Source organism: Pseudomonas sp. GD03842 (assembly GCF_029841165.1).
Taxonomy (GTDB): Bacteria; Pseudomonadota; Gammaproteobacteria; order Pseudomonadales; family Pseudomonadaceae; genus Aquipseudomonas.
Map to the genome: position 1 here is coordinate 77,542 of NZ_JAOCEA010000004.1, position 14,188 is coordinate 91,729.

General features: G+C 59.0%; 19 protein-coding genes. 8 read left to right on the top strand and 11 right to left on the bottom strand.

All coding sequences use genetic code 11. The features are described 5' to 3' along the window. Positions 1 to 112: 112 nt before the first annotated feature. Together N5D61_RS07460 and N5D61_RS07465 are read right to left on the bottom strand one after the other, a co-directional pair. Entirely contained in the window at positions 113 to 1,279 is a 1,167-nt protein-coding gene (locus tag N5D61_RS07460; RefSeq protein WP_279891745.1) for a glycosyltransferase family 1 protein, read from the bottom strand. Positions 1,280 to 1,395: 116 nt separating this feature from the next. Continuing rightward, complete coding sequence (locus N5D61_RS07465; protein ID WP_279891747.1) at positions 1,396 to 1,689, bottom strand: hypothetical protein; 294 nt, start codon at positions 1,687 to 1,689, stop codon at positions 1,396 to 1,398. A gap of 171 nt (positions 1,690 to 1,860) precedes the next feature. Between N5D61_RS07465 and N5D61_RS07470 the strand changes: the two genes are divergently transcribed. Continuing rightward, positions 1,861 to 2,469 (top strand): hypothetical protein, encoded by a 609-nt coding sequence (locus N5D61_RS07470; RefSeq protein WP_279891750.1) that lies wholly within the window; start codon positions 1,861 to 1,863, stop codon positions 2,467 to 2,469. A gap of 32 nt (positions 2,470 to 2,501) precedes the next feature. Here the strand turns inward: N5D61_RS07470 and cysZ are convergent, their stop codons facing one another. Beyond that, positions 2,502 to 3,254 carry a sulfate transporter CysZ gene (cysZ, locus tag N5D61_RS07475; protein ID WP_279891752.1) on the bottom strand — a complete coding sequence of 251 codons (753 nt, stop codon included), beginning with the start codon at positions 3,252 to 3,254 and terminating at the stop codon, positions 2,502 to 2,504. A gap of 261 nt (positions 3,255 to 3,515) precedes the next feature. Between cysZ and N5D61_RS07480 the strand changes: the two genes are divergently transcribed. Both N5D61_RS07480 and trxB read left to right on the top strand, forming a co-directional pair. Beyond that, on the top strand, positions 3,516 to 4,115 hold the full coding sequence (locus N5D61_RS07480) for a peroxiredoxin (RefSeq protein ID WP_279891754.1): 600 nt from the start codon (positions 3,516 to 3,518) through the stop codon (positions 4,113 to 4,115). A gap of 159 nt (positions 4,116 to 4,274) precedes the next feature. Further along, entirely contained in the window at positions 4,275 to 5,237 is a 963-nt protein-coding gene (trxB, locus tag N5D61_RS07485) for a thioredoxin-disulfide reductase (RefSeq protein ID WP_108239134.1), read from the top strand. Positions 5,238 to 5,324: 87 nt separating this feature from the next. On the opposite strand, the gene N5D61_RS07490 is transcribed toward trxB, so the two are convergent. The 7 genes from N5D61_RS07490 to N5D61_RS07520 all read right to left on the bottom strand — a co-directional run bounded on the left by N5D61_RS07490 (position 5,325) and on the right by N5D61_RS07520 (position 9,457). Next, a complete protein-coding gene (locus N5D61_RS07490; protein ID WP_279891757.1) occupies positions 5,325 to 5,666 on the bottom strand; it encodes a HopJ type III effector protein in 342 nt (113 codons plus the stop codon). Continuing rightward, positions 5,659 to 5,955 carry a DUF1244 domain-containing protein gene (locus tag N5D61_RS07495; RefSeq protein WP_279891760.1) on the bottom strand — a complete coding sequence of 99 codons (297 nt, stop codon included), beginning with the start codon at positions 5,953 to 5,955 and terminating at the stop codon, positions 5,659 to 5,661. Before N5D61_RS07495 ends, N5D61_RS07490 begins: the two co-directional genes overlap by 8 nt. Positions 5,956 to 6,087: 132 nt before the next feature. Next, positions 6,088 to 6,459, bottom strand: coding sequence for a dihydroneopterin triphosphate 2'-epimerase (gene folX, locus N5D61_RS07500; RefSeq protein WP_279891762.1), 372 nt, complete (start codon positions 6,457 to 6,459; stop codon positions 6,088 to 6,090). 3 nt (positions 6,460 to 6,462) lie between these two features. Continuing rightward, positions 6,463 to 7,023, bottom strand: a complete 561-nt coding sequence (gene folE / locus N5D61_RS07505; protein ID WP_279891764.1) for a GTP cyclohydrolase I FolE — start codon at positions 7,021 to 7,023, stop codon at positions 6,463 to 6,465. Between the two features lie 21 nt (positions 7,024 to 7,044). Then, positions 7,045 to 7,755: a dihydromonapterin reductase gene (gene folM / locus N5D61_RS07510; protein ID WP_279891766.1), complete on the bottom strand. Its 711-nt coding sequence runs from the start codon at positions 7,753 to 7,755 to the stop codon at positions 7,045 to 7,047. A gap of 292 nt (positions 7,756 to 8,047) precedes the next feature. Beyond that, complete coding sequence (locus tag N5D61_RS07515; protein WP_279891768.1) at positions 8,048 to 8,635, bottom strand: antibiotic biosynthesis monooxygenase; 588 nt, start codon at positions 8,633 to 8,635, stop codon at positions 8,048 to 8,050. A 216-nt stretch (positions 8,636 to 8,851) separates the two neighbouring features. Next, a complete protein-coding gene (locus N5D61_RS07520) occupies positions 8,852 to 9,457 on the bottom strand; it encodes a hypothetical protein (RefSeq protein WP_279891770.1) in 606 nt (201 codons plus the stop codon). Positions 9,458 to 9,695: 238 nt separating this feature from the next. Between N5D61_RS07520 and N5D61_RS07525 the strand changes: the two genes are divergently transcribed. Continuing rightward, positions 9,696 to 10,151, top strand: a complete 456-nt coding sequence (locus tag N5D61_RS07525) for a flavodoxin (protein ID WP_108239142.1) — start codon at positions 9,696 to 9,698, stop codon at positions 10,149 to 10,151. Positions 10,152 to 10,160: 9 nt separating this feature from the next. Here N5D61_RS07525 and N5D61_RS07530 read toward each other — a convergent pair whose 3' ends face one another. Beyond that, positions 10,161 to 11,033 carry a LysR family transcriptional regulator gene (locus N5D61_RS07530; protein ID WP_108239143.1) on the bottom strand — a complete coding sequence of 291 codons (873 nt, stop codon included), beginning with the start codon at positions 11,031 to 11,033 and terminating at the stop codon, positions 10,161 to 10,163. A 154-nt stretch (positions 11,034 to 11,187) separates the two neighbouring features. Between N5D61_RS07530 and N5D61_RS07535 the strand changes: the two genes are divergently transcribed. The 4 genes from N5D61_RS07535 to N5D61_RS07550 all read left to right on the top strand — a co-directional run bounded on the left by N5D61_RS07535 (position 11,188) and on the right by N5D61_RS07550 (position 14,173). Continuing rightward, positions 11,188 to 11,577: a CidA/LrgA family protein gene (locus N5D61_RS07535; protein WP_279891773.1), complete on the top strand. Its 390-nt coding sequence runs from the start codon at positions 11,188 to 11,190 to the stop codon at positions 11,575 to 11,577. Beyond that, entirely contained in the window at positions 11,574 to 12,260 is a 687-nt protein-coding gene (locus tag N5D61_RS07540; protein ID WP_108239145.1) for an LrgB family protein, read from the top strand. The genes N5D61_RS07535 and N5D61_RS07540 overlap by 4 nt, the downstream gene beginning before the upstream one ends. A 177-nt stretch (positions 12,261 to 12,437) precedes the next feature. Next, the gene (locus N5D61_RS07545; RefSeq protein WP_279892083.1) at positions 12,438 to 13,199 is read left to right on the top strand and encodes a class II aldolase/adducin family protein; all 762 of its coding nucleotides are present in this window, start codon (positions 12,438 to 12,440) and stop codon (positions 13,197 to 13,199) included. Beyond that, on the top strand, positions 13,199 to 14,173 hold the full coding sequence (locus tag N5D61_RS07550; RefSeq protein WP_279891776.1) for an alpha/beta hydrolase: 975 nt from the start codon (positions 13,199 to 13,201) through the stop codon (positions 14,171 to 14,173). Before N5D61_RS07545 ends, N5D61_RS07550 begins: the two co-directional genes overlap by 1 nt. The last annotated feature ends 15 nt before the right edge of the window (positions 14,174 to 14,188 follow it).

Sequence of the window (14,188 nt, forward strand, 5' to 3'; positions counted from 1 at the left end):
CCGGGAGCTGTTGCCACCTGAGCGCGGGGATAATCATCCGTGGTCAGCGGGCGTTGAAGCGGGTCTGACACGTTCGTGAAGGATCCCGCTTCTACAGGGGCAGCGCGCTGGATCACACCTCCAGCGCCAACCCGCTCTGCATTTCACTTGCGGTGCGCAAGTAATCCTCGAACGCATCGATCACCCCCGCCCAGCCTTGTCGGCTGGCATGTTGGCGAGCGTTCAACCGCACCCGTCGCAGCGTCTCATCGTCTTCCAGCATCCAGCGCGCCGCATCGATGAAGCCTTCTTCATCGCCCGGCATCGCCACTGCGCCGTTGTGTCCGTGACGAATGTGCTGAGCCGCCGCCGCTTCGTCATACGCCACCACGCCTAGCCCCGAGGCCAGCGCTTCGAGTACCACGTTGCCGAAGGTCTCGGTGAGACTGGGGAACAGAAACACATCACCTGACGCATAGTGCACTGCCAACGCTTCGCCCCGCTGCGCCCCGCAAAAGACCGCCTCAGGCAATTGCTGCTCTAGCTCCATGCGGCTGGGGCCATCGCCCACGATGACCAGTTTGAGCCTCTTATCAGGGTAGGTAGCGGTGAGGCTGTCGAAGCTGGTCTTGAGCAGACCCAAGTTCTTCTCCGGCGCCAAGCGCCCGACATGCAATACGACCGTATCGTGGGGCCGCATGCCCCAGGTTTCACGCAGATCGTTCGAGCGTCGTGAGGGGTGGAAAAGTTGGCAATCCACACCCCGCGCCAGCAGCTCCAACCGCTCGAAACCTCGACGGGCGAGCTCGGTTTTCTGACTGACACTCGGGACCAGCGTGGCACTGGAGCGGTTGTGGAACCAGCGCAGGTAAGAAATGAGCAAGCGGGTGATGAACCCCAGGCCATACTGGCGCGTGTACTGCTGGAAGTTCGTGTGAAAGCCGCTGACGATAGCAATACGCAACCGCCGCGCCGCCCGTAATGCCGACAGCCCCAGCGGCCCCTCGGTCGCGATATACAGAACGTCCGGCCGATTGCGCCGCCAGCGCCTCAGCAGTTTGTGCATCGACGACTGCCCCCATTGCAGGCCGGGATACCCTGGAATCGGCCAGCCGCGACATAGCATCAAATCATCCCCGGCCGCCCGCAGTTCATCCTCACTCTGGCGCGGCCGAATCACCTCCACCCGGTGTCCGCGTGTGCGCAAACCGTCGCACAATCGGCTCAGCGTATTGGCCACGCCGTTGATCTCCGGTGCGTAGGTTTCAGTGATCAGCGTGATGTGCAGGGACTTCATCATGACAGCCAGTTTCAGAGGGCAGTGTTTCCCTTGTGTGGCGGCTGGGTGATGGATTTGTGACGGTTGAACAATGGCGCATAGCGTTACTTGCCATTGTTCAAAAACAGGTGCGGTCTTTATTCGGCGGCGGTGAGCGGCAAAATACGTGACCTGCCAACTCGCTCCAGTGCCGCCGCTTCCGACACATAACTCGTCTGCACAGGGTTCAAGCTGACCAAGTCCAGATGGCAACGAGGTTTGAGTTGTCTTGCCAGGTTTGCGGGTTCCGCTTTCAAAGTCGTGGATGTCACCGTTTCCACTGCTTCGGCGAGCGCCTGCAGGAACTTAGGCGCGTTGGGTTCTGGCTGAGGTTTCGGTTGCAGCAGCACGAACTGAGGCGGGTTCGACGTATTGACACGATTCATTTCCATAGACATGACACTCCTGATGAGAGCGCCCGGAGTGGGCCAGCCCATGGTTGAACAGCTCGGCTGTGGGATGTTCGGAAGACTTTTGTAGGAACCGTCCTGATTTTTTGGGAGGTGATTAAAAGCAGGTTTTGACCGCTAGGATGCGCTGCACTTACTCACCGAGGGAACGATGTGTCTAACGTTTTTTATACGCCGCCTGCGGCTGATCTACAGCCAGCCACGAACGATGAGCCCGAGTTTTTCACGGTTGCGCCCCGCAAGCTGATCGTGATGATGCTATTGACGCATGGTCTCTACACCGTTTACTGGTTCTATCAGAACTGGAAAAACTACGGAAACCACTCGGGCCGTGCGATCTGGCCTACCGCGCGTACGATCTTGGCGTTCTTCTATGCTCCCTCACTGTTTTGCAAAGTCGATAGGGCATGTAAGAACTTTGACAAAACGGGTATGCGTTATTGGGCATTGAGCAGTGCCATGCTGATTCTCCTGCAAGTCTCTCCGTTTTTTATTGGACTCGTTTATGGCCTGTATCTGAGGCCAGCGGGAGCTGAAGATGTGCCGAACTTGCTTTGGCTCGACTTCATGGTGGGGACGGCAGCACTGGTGCTGCAAACCTTGATCATCTCAAGAGTTCAAGGATTCATTAATCGGGTTAATGTAGACCCGAATGGCTTGGCGAATGACGGTTACACTGTTGGCAATGTCATCTGGATCAGTATCGGCTTGCTGATATGGTTGGTGATCGGTGCCAACACGTACGGTTTGGCTAAAATGTGATCAAAAAAGGCCTCGGTTAGAGGCCTTTTTAGTCATATCTTGGCTGCCAACGTCTCCGCCCCTCGCTCCCTGACCCAAAACATCGTCGCCCCGGCCACCGCCGCAGGCATCATCAGAATGTTGACCACCGGGATCAGCAGCGCCAGGTACACAATCCCGCCAAAGCTCATGCTCTGCCAACGTTTGGCGCGCAGCCAGGCGAGCATGTCTTGCCAGCTCATCTTGTGATTGTCGGCGGGGTAGTCGATGTACTGAATGGCCATCATCCAGACGCCGAAAATCAGCCACAGCGGCGCAGCGACGATGTTGACCACGGGGATCCACGACAGGATGAAGAGCCCGATGGCGCGTGGCAGGAAATAGCCGAGCTTGCGCATTTCCCGGCTCAAGGTACGGGGGATCATCTCGATCAGTTCCCCCCAACTGAACGCCGGGAAATCATCCTTGCCGCGGAGCACGACTTCCACTTTTTCCGAAAGAAAGCCGTTGAACGGCGCGGCGATGACGTTGGCGATCATGGTGAAGGTAAAAAACACCATCAGGACGACCAGCGCCACGAACAGCGGCCAGAGGATGTAATTAAGAAAGCTCAGCCAACTGGGCAGCGTCGGCATGAATGAATCGACCCAGAGTCTGAATTCGTGACCGGCGAAATAAATCAGGCCGCTGAACAGTACCAGGTTGATGGTGAAGGGTAAGAGCACGAACAGACGCAGCCCAGGGCTGAGAACCAGTTTAAGGCCTTCACGCAGGTATTGCGGGCCAGACAGGGCGGGTGCAGGCATGTGGGCCTCCAAGCTTGGGAATCCGGCCGACCTTACCGGCTTTGTCACGGCGACGGAAGCCGCCTCCGCACATGGACATTCGCCGAAACACTCTCGCGAAGGTAGAGTCTACTGAGGAACCTTGCCCAGCGGCCTGTCGGAATAGCGGCGGTCTATGAACTGGATTGTGAAACGATATTTCCTTAATCTTCCCCGCCCCGATAAGCTTGCGGGCAAATTCCAAGCCTATTTCCATTCACGCTGAACCTCGAAGGAGTTTTGATGAGCGTTCTGGTAAACAAACAAGCCCCTGATTTCACCGCGGCAGCAGTCCTGGGTGACGGCTCGATCGTCGATAGCTTTCAGTTGTCTTCGCTGCGTGGCAAATACGTCGTTCTGTTCTTCTGGCCATTGGACTTCACTTTCGTTTGCCCGTCGGAAATCATCGCCCACGACAACCGCGTCGCCAAGTTCCGCGAACTGGGTGTCGAAGTGGTCGGCGTATCCGTCGATTCGCATTTCACCCACGCCGCCTGGCGCAACACCCCGGTAGAAAAGGGCGGCATTGGCCAAGTCCAGTTCACCATGGTCGCTGACATCAAGCACGAGATCACCCGCGCTTACGGTATCGAACACGACGACGGCGTTGCGTTGCGCGGTTCGTTCCTGATCGACCAGAACGGTGTGGTTCAGCACCAGGTCGTGAACAACCTGCCATTGGGTCGTGACGTTGATGAGATGGTACGTCTGGTTGAAGCGCTGCAATTCACCGAACAGCATGGTGAAGTTTGCCCGGCTGGCTGGCGTCCAGGCCGGAAAGGCATGAAGGCTGACGCTTCGGGCGTGGCTGATTACCTGGCTGAGAACGCCAAGAGCCTGTAACACGGTCGCTGCGGTCTAGGCCGCAGCGTCACGATTTTTTGGATGGGCGGGCGTGCTGTGCGAAGCCACTCGCCGATCCTTTTTATTCAGCCGGTACGCCGGTACAGATTTCAGTAACTCCGACCACCCGTAACGATGGCCGGTCGATAGGAGTGTGTCATGTCTGATGTACGTCATTCCCGAGTGATTATCCTCGGCTCCGGCCCTGCCGGTTACAGTGCTGCGGTTTACGCTGCCCGCGCCAACCTCAAACCTCTGCTGATCACCGGCATGCAAGCGGGCGGTCAGCTGACCACTACCACTGAAGTCGACAACTGGCCGGGTGACCCCCATGGGCTGACCGGCCCGGTATTGATGGAGCGCATGCGCGAGCACGCAGAGCGTTTCGAGACCGAGATCATCTTCGACCACATCAACGCGGTGGATCTGGCCGGCAAGCCGTTCAGTCTCAAGGGCGACAGTGGCACTTACACCTGTGATGCGCTGATCATCGCCACGGGCGCCAGCGCTCGCTACCTTGGCTTGCCGTCGGAAGAAGCGTTCATGGGCAAAGGCGTCTCGGCCTGTGCGACCTGTGACGGGTTTTTCTACCGCAACAAGCCGGTAGCCGTGGTCGGTGGCGGTAACACGGCTGTGGAAGAAGCGTTGTACTTGGCCAACATCGCCAGCAAAGTCACCCTGGTTCACCGTCGCGACACCTTCCGCGCCGAGAAGATTCTGATCGACAAGCTGCACGCGCGTGTCGCTGAGGGCAAAATCGAACTCAAGCTCAACGCAACGCTGGACGAAGTGCTGGGTGACGGTATGGGTGTGACAGGCGCTCGCTTGAAGAACAATGACGGCAGCTTCGACGAACTGAAGGTCGACGGCGTGTTCATTGCGATTGGCCACACGCCGAACACCTCGCTGTTCGAGGGCCAACTGGCGCTGAAAGATGGTTACATGGTGGTCAACGGCGGCCGTGAAGGCAATGCCACAGCTACCAGCGTCGAAGGTGTCTTCGCTGCGGGCGATGTGGCGGATCACGTCTATCGACAGGCAATCACCTCCGCCGGCGCAGGCTGCATGGCTGCACTGGACGTCGAGCGCTATCTGGACGGTTTGGCGAACGCCTCGTTCTGACGGTACCCTGCAAAACGAAACCGGCTCATCGAGCCGGTTTTTTTGTGTCTGCAGACAGGCAGAGCTGCAACAGTATCGGCGTTGCCGTCACGCCTTGCGGGTGAGCGGCTGCGCGCTGAACTTCACACCGGTCAGACCATGTGCCATCAGCGCACGAATGTTGCCATGGTCGTTGCCTTCCGGCGTCGCCACCACGGAACGGTAATGTTCGCCAAAGGCCAGCAAAGCCTCTTCATCGCTCAAGCCTTCCAGCAGCGCCAGGCCAAGAGTCTTGCAAGAGCCTTCGTTCTGACCGGCAGCGTTGACCACAGGGCCATTGGTGAAGGCCTGCGGCTGGTAGTCGTAGTGCGCGGCGATGAAGGCCAGGGTGTCGGCGAAGGCGTGGTCGCCGGATTTCAGCCGAGCGCGCAGGGCGGTCATGTCAGTCATGTTCCTTGTCCTTGGCAAACGCCGCCTGCTGCTCGGTGCTGGCTTCTTTCTGATAGAGGGATTTCCACTCGCCGTAGGGCATGCCGTACACCACTTCACGGGCGTCATCGAGGGTGATGTCGATCTGGCGATCGTCAGCGGCGGCCTTGTACCATTTGGAGAGGCAATTGCGGCAGAAACCGGACAGGTTCATGAGGTCGATGTTCTGTACATCCTTGCGGCTGTCCAGGTGCGCGACCAGACGACGAAAAGCGGCGGCTTCGAGTTCGAGGCGTTGTTGCTCGGTCATGATGGGCTCTGAGGGAGTAGAAGATGGGCGGATGATAGGAGGCCGAGCGCAGCTGAGCAATGGTTCAAGACGCCCACTGCGTCATTGGAAGCAGGCTCCGTCGATCCTCGTGAAGGCCTGCAGGCCAATCACTCAGCGCTCTGCCGCCAGCGTAATGGAGACCGACTCGGCGAACCGCAGGGCGTGGGGCTTGTCGACTTCGACCTCGGCGTACTGCACGGCCTTGTGCGCCATTACCAAATCCAGCACTTCCTGGGTCAGGCGTTCCAGCAGTGCAAAGCGGTTGTTTTCAACGTGATGAATGATGGATTTGGTGATGGTCCGGTAATTCAGTGCATGGTCGATGTCGTTGTCACGCACCGCTTCCTGGGCCGCGTAGAGGATCGTCAGGTTGATCAGCACATCTTGCTTGTTGAGGATCTCCTCTTCATTGATACCGATGTAGGTGCGCAGGCACAGGTCTTTGACCCGTATGCGCGCAGTGCCGGGTTCGAGTCTTGCCATGGACTATTTGCTCCGTCCGATCAATTGCAAAAATTCCATTCTTGTCGTGGTGGAGGCGCGAAAGGCGCCCAGCATCACCGAGGTGTTCATGGTCGAATTCTGCTTCTCGACGCCACGCATCATAATGCACATGTGCTGGGCCTCGATCACCACGGCTACGCCTGCCGCCTGGGTCACGTCTTGGATGGCATCGGCAATCTGGCGGGTCAGGTTTTCCTGAATCTGCAGTCGGCGCGCGAACATGTCGACCATGCGCGCAATTTTCGACAACCCGAGGACCTTTCCAGTAGGCATGTAGGCCACATGGGCTTTGCCAATGAACGGCAGCAAATGATGTTCGCACAGCGAGTACAACTCGATGTCTTTGACGATGACCATCTCATCGTTGTCCGAGGCGAACAGGGCGCCGTTGACGATCTCTTCCAGCGTCTGTTCGTAGCCATGACACAGGTATTGCATGGCTTTGGCGGCGCGCTTCGGCGTATCCAACAGGCCTTCGCGCTCGGGATCTTCACCCAGGCCAACAAGGATTTCGCGGTAGTGCTGAGGCAATGACAGGGTCATCGAAAGTTTCCTTGGGGCGGCCTACTTGACGTGCCGTCCACCATTTAAGGTCAATGTAGTGCCGGTGACATAGGGATTATCCAGCAGATAGCGCACGCTCTGGTAAACCACGTCTGGCCCAGGCTCCACGCCCAGCGCGGACTTGGCCAGCGTGCGGGCGCGGTACGCCGCGTCGTCGTCGGGTTGAAACATCAACATGGCCGGGGCGATGCCATTGACCTTGATGCGAGGCGCGTAGCGTGCGGCGAAGGACAGCGTCAGGTTATCGAGTCCCGCCTTGCTCGCGCTGTAGGCGATGTGATTACGGCTGCCCTTGCGCGTCACGTCGTCGCCGATGTGAATGATGTCGGCCCTTTCCGAACGCCGGAGCAGATCGGCACAATGCAGGTTGATCAGATACGGCGCGAGCATATGAACGTTGAACATGTTCTGGAACACCTGCGCCTCGTCGCCTTCGGTTTCCGCCTGCCATTGCGAAGCATTGTGGACAATGGCGCGCAGACTGTCTGTGCGCTCCTTGAGCTGTGCAATAAAGGCCATCACGCCCTGCTCGGACGAAAAGTCAGCCTGTATCGCAGTGGCACCTGACGCCTTGAGTTGCTGTACGGCCGGTCGGTCGGTGCGGTAACTGATGATCACGCGTTCGCCTTCCTCCAGCAGCCTTTGCGCGCAATGCAGGCCGACGCGCTGGCTTGCGCCAGTGATCAGGACAGGGGCAGAAGAGGAGGCCATGGCAGCTCACGCGTGATCAGGGAGAGAAACGGCGTCGGTCGCTGAGGCGGGGCCGCTCATTGCGAGCAATGAGCCATCAGAAAACGATCGTCAGCGGCAAAATTAACCCAATGGTCAGTGGCGCACAACAGCGGAGCATTGTTTGCGTCCAACGCGCCGAAACCACGGTGGCTTCAAGCGTCGTTGGGCGGCGGTCACTGCCGGATGACAGTGACCGTGAAGGTGAGTCCATCGTCGAGCGCGATCATCCTGCAGGGTGGCTGCGATGCTCTAAGCGCCCTCCGGTCAAGACTCATGAAGACCGAGAAGGCTCAGTGTGCCGAGCCGATTCCGCAGGTGCCGGTGCTGCAGTGGGTGCGCTGTGCAGCCATCCAGACAATAGGTGCGTCGAGAGAGGGATGAACCAGAACACCATCAACGGCGTCAGGATCAGGGTGCTGATCAGGATGCGAGGAACCAGGTCGAACTGGCTGAGCAACGGACCCAGCACGTAGTTGAAAATCAGCGAAACCGGGAAAAATGCCAGCCAGATCGCAATCGCCTGTTTCCAACGCGGCGGGCGCTGACCAACGGTGCCGAACCACCCGTCCATGCCGCGCACCCGGTGGACGGAATTCTTGGCGAAAAGGCCGCTGCCCCGCACCAACCAGGAGCGTCGGGACGCAGAATGCTCCCAAGCGTGCATGGTGGCTTCATCGGCAAAACGGAAAATGATCTGAAATTCGTCGTCGCCCGGCGGCGGTGCGAGCACACCTGAGCCCAGGTAGCCGGGAAAGTCGGTAGCCAGTTGCTCGCCTTCGTGCAGCCAGGCAATCAGTTCCTGATAGCGGCCATGGGCGACGCGACGCGCAACCATCAGCGTGACGGGGGACGTAGACATTGTGTATCTCCGGTAGACGAGTGAGATTCCCGGGTAGGGAAATCACATGGCGCAGCGCCGGGGTGGTGGCGTTGCGTCAGCTTCGCAGAAAAGCGTGCAAATAGTATTCCTGATGCCAGTGACAAGCTTCAAGCCGCAAGTGACAAGAGGAGGGAGCAGGTGGTATCGAAAAGCGCTGATCGGTCGAAGATTAGCGGTCGCCAACTGGATGCCGCTTCAAAGGTGCATGGAAGGATGGATCTTGCGATGTTCCTGGAGGATGTATTGACGCAACCGCTCAATGTCTTCTTTGCTGTTTTGGTTCAGGCGATAGGCAGCCAGGCCTTGTTCGGTGAGGCGCTCGAACGTGCCGCGCAGGGCGATGGGGGCAAGGCCGGTGGGCGTGAAATAGGCAGAGAAATACTTGGGCGGCTTGGTCTGCCTGCGGTTCTCCAAGAGAATGCCCTTGAACGAAATTTCGTGAACCCACAGCGCTGTCAGTGACCCTTTTTCGGTTTCCAGCGCAATGGGCTCAGTCAGGATCAGCCGCCATGGGCGGATGCGAGGGCCTTCTTCGAAGATGCTCGGTGCACCCAGCTCGAGATGCAGCGCATGAAATTCGTCTTCCACCAGGTGCAAGGGGAAGGTCATCTGCTGGTTGTCGAACTGGGCTTGAAGCGTGACCTGCTCGTGAGCAGCCAGACGCGTCAACAGATCCTGGATCTGCACGCCGCCGTTAACCACCAGGCTACGTGACTTGTCGCGCACGTTCAGCTTGGGGTTATGCTGCATATTCAGGATGAAATCGAGTTCATCCTGAGTGAGAAGGTTGTCGTGTTGCATGGTCAAGCTCTGTTAACCGGTAATTGAATGAGCAGACACAAAATTCACTATTTGGTTGCCGCCGTTCGTCAGTTGCTCGGCGGCTTTGCGTTTTCAGCCTGCTTCCAAGGAGCAGCATGCGCTTGTCTGCCGCGTAATGCGATCCGTTTCGCGGGTATCTGACGTGAGCGCCATTCTAAGACATTCCGTCGCGCTGGGGCATAATGCCGCACGATTTCAACTCTCCAAGGGATTCCCAATGAAAGTCGCCATTGTTTCGGGCTCGGTGTACGGGTCGGCTGAAGAGGTCGCTCGGCATGCCCAACAGATCATTCAGGATGCCGGTCACGAGGTTCTGTTCAACCCGCGCGTGACCCTGGCCGATCTGCAAGCATTCTCCCCCCATGCCCTTCTGGCCGTCACATCGACCACAGGCTTGGGAGAGCTACCCGATAACGTCCAGCCCCTTTACGCGCAGATCCGCGACGTGCTGCCCGCCGCTTGGCGGGGGCTTCCAGGCGGGGTCATCGCACTCGGGGATGCCAGCTATGGCGATACCTTCTGTGGGGGAGGCGAGCAGTTCCGTGAGCTGTTCATGGAGTTGGGCGTGCGCGAAGTGCAGGAGATGTTGCGTCTGGACGCAAGCGAAACCGTTACCCCTGAAACCGACGCCGAGCCCTGGCTTGCCGAATTCGTCGAGAAACTCAACGCCTGACACCCCGTGTCAGCGTCTCACCAGGTCCAGCCATGCTTGGGCCGCCCTTGAAAGATACGCGCCTTCACGCCAGATGAAGGCGATATCCCAGCGCAGAACTTCAGGGGCCGTGAGCGTGACGTGCACGACGCCGGGCCGAACCAGGGCCCGCGCCACCACCTGCGGCAGTAGAACCACTCCCTGACCGGCGGCCACCAGTGCCGCCAGGAAGTCCGCCTGCCCGCTACGGCCTCCTTCTCTCGGGGTGAAGCCAACCTGCTGACAGGCCTGCAGCAGCCGGTCATTGAGCACGAAACTGCGCTGGTAGAACAGGAAGGGCGTGTCGGCCAACTGGCCGAGTTCCAGTGTTTTCAAGTGCGCCAACGGATGGTCTGCGGGCAGCAGTACGTCCAACGGTTCGTCGCAAAACGCCTGTGAGGCAAACGCCGGATCGCTCGGAGTCAAACTGGCACCGACCTCCAACTCTCCGCTCATGACAGCCTGCTCGATGGCGCGGCTGCCGCCTTCCAGCAAATGGATAGTGACGTTCGGATACAACCGGCGATATTCGGCGAAGGCTTTGGCAAACAGTGTGTCGCTTCCAAGCATCGGGAGCCCAAGGTGCAGTTCGCCACGGGCCAGATTGCTCAAGTCGTCGAGCTCACGCAGCAGCCCATTGCGCAGGATCAGCATTTCTTCCGCCCGATTCAGCACCACGCGGCCTGCTGCCGTCAGATTGACCTGGGAACCGTGACGATCAAGCAACGTGACGCCCAGACTTTCTTCCAGTTGCGCCACCTGTTTGCTGACCGCCGATTGGCTGACATACAACGTTTTGGCCGCTTGCGTGAAGCCCCCTTCGCGAACCACCTCCACGAAAGTGCGCAGTTGCTTGAATTCCATGAAATAACCGCCCCGTCATGCCCGTTCGGCAGCCGGGCGATGCGTGCAGTGTGGCGTACTGAATTCCGAATTGGAATACATTGAAGTCGAACAATTCGTTATTGGGATGGGAGGTCGGCCTTTACACTAGAGGCCATCGGAGGAACTGAACATCATGAAACGCTTGCCTCGTCTCGCACGCGTGGTTGTCGAGCTCATTGCTCTGTTGGCGGTGTACTGGATCGGCTGCCAGATTGCTTCATGGCTTGATTGGCCAATACCCGGCGGGGTCATTGGCCTGGCAATATTGCTGGTCATTTTCGCCACGGGCGCGGTAAAACCCGCGTCGCTGCAAACCGGTGCCGGGCTGCTGCTCGCAGAAATGTTGCTGTTCTTCATCCCGCCGCTGATGAGCCTGTTGGACTACGGCGCCTTGGTGCGCCAGGAAGGTTGGCGGATCATGCTGGTCATCGGCAGCAGCACTTTGATGGTGATGCTGGTGACTGCCGTGACGGTCGAGGTGGTCTGTCGCCTCAGAGATCGGCCGGCGGAGGATCAGGCATGACCCTTGAGCTGATGCCGGTCTTCTGGTTACTGATGACGCTCGGCACTTACTTTGCCAGCCGTTGGTTGTATCGCCGCACTGGGCGTTACTTGCTTTCCCCGTTGATTCTGGTGCCTACCGTGTTGCTGGCGGTCGCGCTGCCGATGCACACCCCTTACGCCGAATATGCCACCGACACGCACTGGCTCATGCGGGTGCTTGGTCCCGCCACTGTCGCGTTTGCGGTTCCAATCTGGCAACAGCGCGCCTTGCTCGCCCGGCACTGGCCAGCGTTGCTGATCGGCATGCTGGCAGGCAGCGCGGCTTCGATTGGCAGTTCGTTCGGATTGTCAAAGGCGCTGGCATTGGACACGTCGGTCGTGATGTCACTGGTCCCTCGCTCCATCACCACCCCGTTTGCCATGCCGCTGGCTCATGATCTGGGGGGCGTTCCCGAACTGACGGCGGTGTTCGTGATGTGCACCGGTGTGTTCGGTGCAGCACTGGGCGGCGTGTTGCTCAAGTGGCTCCCACTGCGCACGGCCTTGGCGCGCGGAGCGCTGTTTGGCGTCGGTGCCCATGGTGCGGGGGTCAGTCGGGCAAGGGAGGTCGGTGGTGAAGAAGGCTCGGTGGCCGGGCTGGTCATGGTGCTGACCGGGCTGCTCAATCTCTTCGCCGCACCGTTGTTGGTGTGGCTGCTCTGATCCGCCTGCCGCAGTGGCGTGGGATGGCCGCTGACTCGCATGGTCATTAAGCTGGCTGCCAAGGCAAGTACCGCATTCACCGGCGGTGACTAGACTGCTGATCCATTAGAGCAGAACAAATGCCGAGGGAAGCCGATCGTGAACGTCGCACAGGCCGTTGCCGAAACCGTCAGCCACATCAATCACACCGTCAAAGACCAGGTCAGCGCAGAAGAGTGGCAAGCCCGGGTCGATCTGGCCGCTTGCTATCGATTGGTCGCCCTGCATGGCTGGGACGATCTGATCTTTACCCACATCTCGGGCAAGGTGCCGGGCACCGAAGACTTTCTGATCAACCCTTACGGCATGATGTTTCATGAGATCACCGCGTCGAGTCTGGTCAAGGTCGACCAGTCAGGCAAGAAACTCATGGACAGCCCCTATGACATCAACCCAGCCGGCTACACCATTCACAGTGCGGTTCATGAAGCAAGGGACGACGTGCTCTGCGTGATGCACACCCACACCGCCGCCGGTGTCGCCGTATCCGCTCAGAAACAGGGTGTGCTGCCGATCAGCCAACAGTCGTTGTTCGTAATGGCCAGCCTTGCCTACCACGGCTATGAAGGCGTCGCTCTCAACCCTGAAGAAAAGGCGCGCCTGCAAGCCGACCTGGGTGGCTGCAATTTCCTGATGCTCAATAACCACGGGTTACTGACGTGCGGTTCCAGCATCGCCGATACCTTTCTCATGATGTTCACCTTTCAGCGGGCCTGCGAGATTCAGGTACTCGCCCAAGGCGGCGGTGCAGAGTTGATTCCCATCGACGGGCATATTCTGGCGGGCGCCAAAGCCATGGTCGCAGGCGTCACCCGCAGCGCTGAAGGCATGGGCGGCAAACTGGCGTGGCCAGCGCTGTTGCGAAAGCTTGACCAATGTTCCCCCGGGTATGCGCAGTAATGAGGCCTGCCGAGATCCCGCTCTGCGTCTGGCGAACGCGCGGGCGTGATTTCCAATTTCGCGGCCGAAACATTCGTTACTGGGTCGCGGGGCAGGGCGAGCCCCTGCTGCTGATTCATGGCTTTCCGACAGCGAGCTGGGACTGGAATTACCTGTGGCAGCCGCTGTCTCGCCAATATCGGGTGATTGCCTGTGACATGCTCGGCTTCGGTGATTCGGCCAAGCCGCGTCGGCATGCCTACAGCCTCCTTGAGCAGGCCGATCTGCAACAAGCGTTGCTCGACCATCTGGCGGTCTCGCAGCCGGTGCACGTCCTCGCCCATGACTACGGCGACAGTGTCGCGCAGGAATTGATCGCGAGGCATGCCGAGGGGCAGTTCCGCATGGCCAGTTGCGCGTTTCTCAACGGCGGACTGTTTCCAGAGGCGCATCGGGCGGTTCGGGCTCAAAAACTCCTGTTAGGTCGCGTGGGTTGGCTGGTCAGCCATTTGTTTGATCGAAGTTGGCTGGATCGGGATTTCAGCCGCATTTTCGGGCCCGATACCCGGCCCAGCGAAAGTGAGCTGGATGACTTCTGGAGTCTGATCGCGGCCCATTCCGGCCAGCGAGTCTTGTATCGCCTGATTCATTACATTCCCGAACGCATCACGCACCGAGAGCGCTGGGTGAAAGCGATGCAGCAGCATTGCGTACCCATGCGGCTCATCAATGGTGCTGCCGATCCGGTTTCCGGCGAACACATGGCACAGCGGTATCGGCAATTGATACCTGAAGCCGACGTCGTTTCGCTGCCCGGTATCGGCCATTACCCACAGACCGAGGCGCCTTTACAGGTGTTACGCCTGTACGACGGCTTTCGTGCGGCATTGACGGGTTTTCGGCCAGCGCCGCTCACCCCGCGCACGGCACCGATCCTTCAGTCGATGAATCATCCCGTTGCGTTATCGAGCACCATTCAGCCTGCCCCGTATTGATTGTGACCCCGGTTC

Excerpts from the sequence above, each read along its gene's own strand:
- N5D61_RS07525 (WP_108239142.1), top strand. The coding sequence starts at position 9,696 with ATGAAAGTCGCCATTGTTTCGGGCTCGGTGTACGGGTCGGCTGAAGAG.
- N5D61_RS07460 (WP_279891745.1), bottom strand. The coding sequence starts at position 1,279 with ATGATGAAGTCCCTGCACATCACGCTGATCACTGAAACCTACGCACCG.
- N5D61_RS07495 (WP_279891760.1), bottom strand. The coding sequence starts at position 5,955 with ATGACCGAGCAACAACGCCTCGAACTCGAAGCCGCCGCTTTTCGTCGT.
- folM (WP_279891766.1), bottom strand. The coding sequence starts at position 7,755 with ATGGCCTCCTCTTCTGCCCCTGTCCTGATCACTGGCGCAAGCCAGCGC.
- N5D61_RS07490 (WP_279891757.1), bottom strand. The coding sequence starts at position 5,666 with ATGACTGACATGACCGCCCTGCGCGCTCGGCTGAAATCCGGCGACCAC.
- N5D61_RS07465 (WP_279891747.1), bottom strand. The coding sequence starts at position 1,689 with ATGGAAATGAATCGTGTCAATACGTCGAACCCGCCTCAGTTCGTGCTG.
- N5D61_RS07550 (WP_279891776.1), top strand. The coding sequence starts at position 13,199 with ATGAGGCCTGCCGAGATCCCGCTCTGCGTCTGGCGAACGCGCGGGCGT.
- trxB (WP_108239134.1), top strand. The coding sequence starts at position 4,275 with ATGTCTGATGTACGTCATTCCCGAGTGATTATCCTCGGCTCCGGCCCT.
- folE (WP_279891764.1), bottom strand. The coding sequence starts at position 7,023 with ATGACCCTGTCATTGCCTCAGCACTACCGCGAAATCCTTGTTGGCCTG.
- N5D61_RS07515 (WP_279891768.1), bottom strand. The coding sequence starts at position 8,635 with ATGTCTACGTCCCCCGTCACGCTGATGGTTGCGCGTCGCGTCGCCCAT.
- N5D61_RS07520 (WP_279891770.1), bottom strand. The coding sequence starts at position 9,457 with ATGCAACACGACAACCTTCTCACTCAGGATGAACTCGATTTCATCCTG.
- cysZ (WP_279891752.1), bottom strand. The coding sequence starts at position 3,254 with ATGCCTGCACCCGCCCTGTCTGGCCCGCAATACCTGCGTGAAGGCCTT.
- N5D61_RS07535 (WP_279891773.1), top strand. The coding sequence starts at position 11,188 with ATGAAACGCTTGCCTCGTCTCGCACGCGTGGTTGTCGAGCTCATTGCT.
- N5D61_RS07530 (WP_108239143.1), bottom strand. The coding sequence starts at position 11,033 with ATGGAATTCAAGCAACTGCGCACTTTCGTGGAGGTGGTTCGCGAAGGG.
- N5D61_RS07540 (WP_108239145.1), top strand. The coding sequence starts at position 11,574 with ATGACCCTTGAGCTGATGCCGGTCTTCTGGTTACTGATGACGCTCGGC.
- folX (WP_279891762.1), bottom strand. The coding sequence starts at position 6,459 with ATGGCAAGACTCGAACCCGGCACTGCGCGCATACGGGTCAAAGACCTG.
- N5D61_RS07480 (WP_279891754.1), top strand. The coding sequence starts at position 3,516 with ATGAGCGTTCTGGTAAACAAACAAGCCCCTGATTTCACCGCGGCAGCA.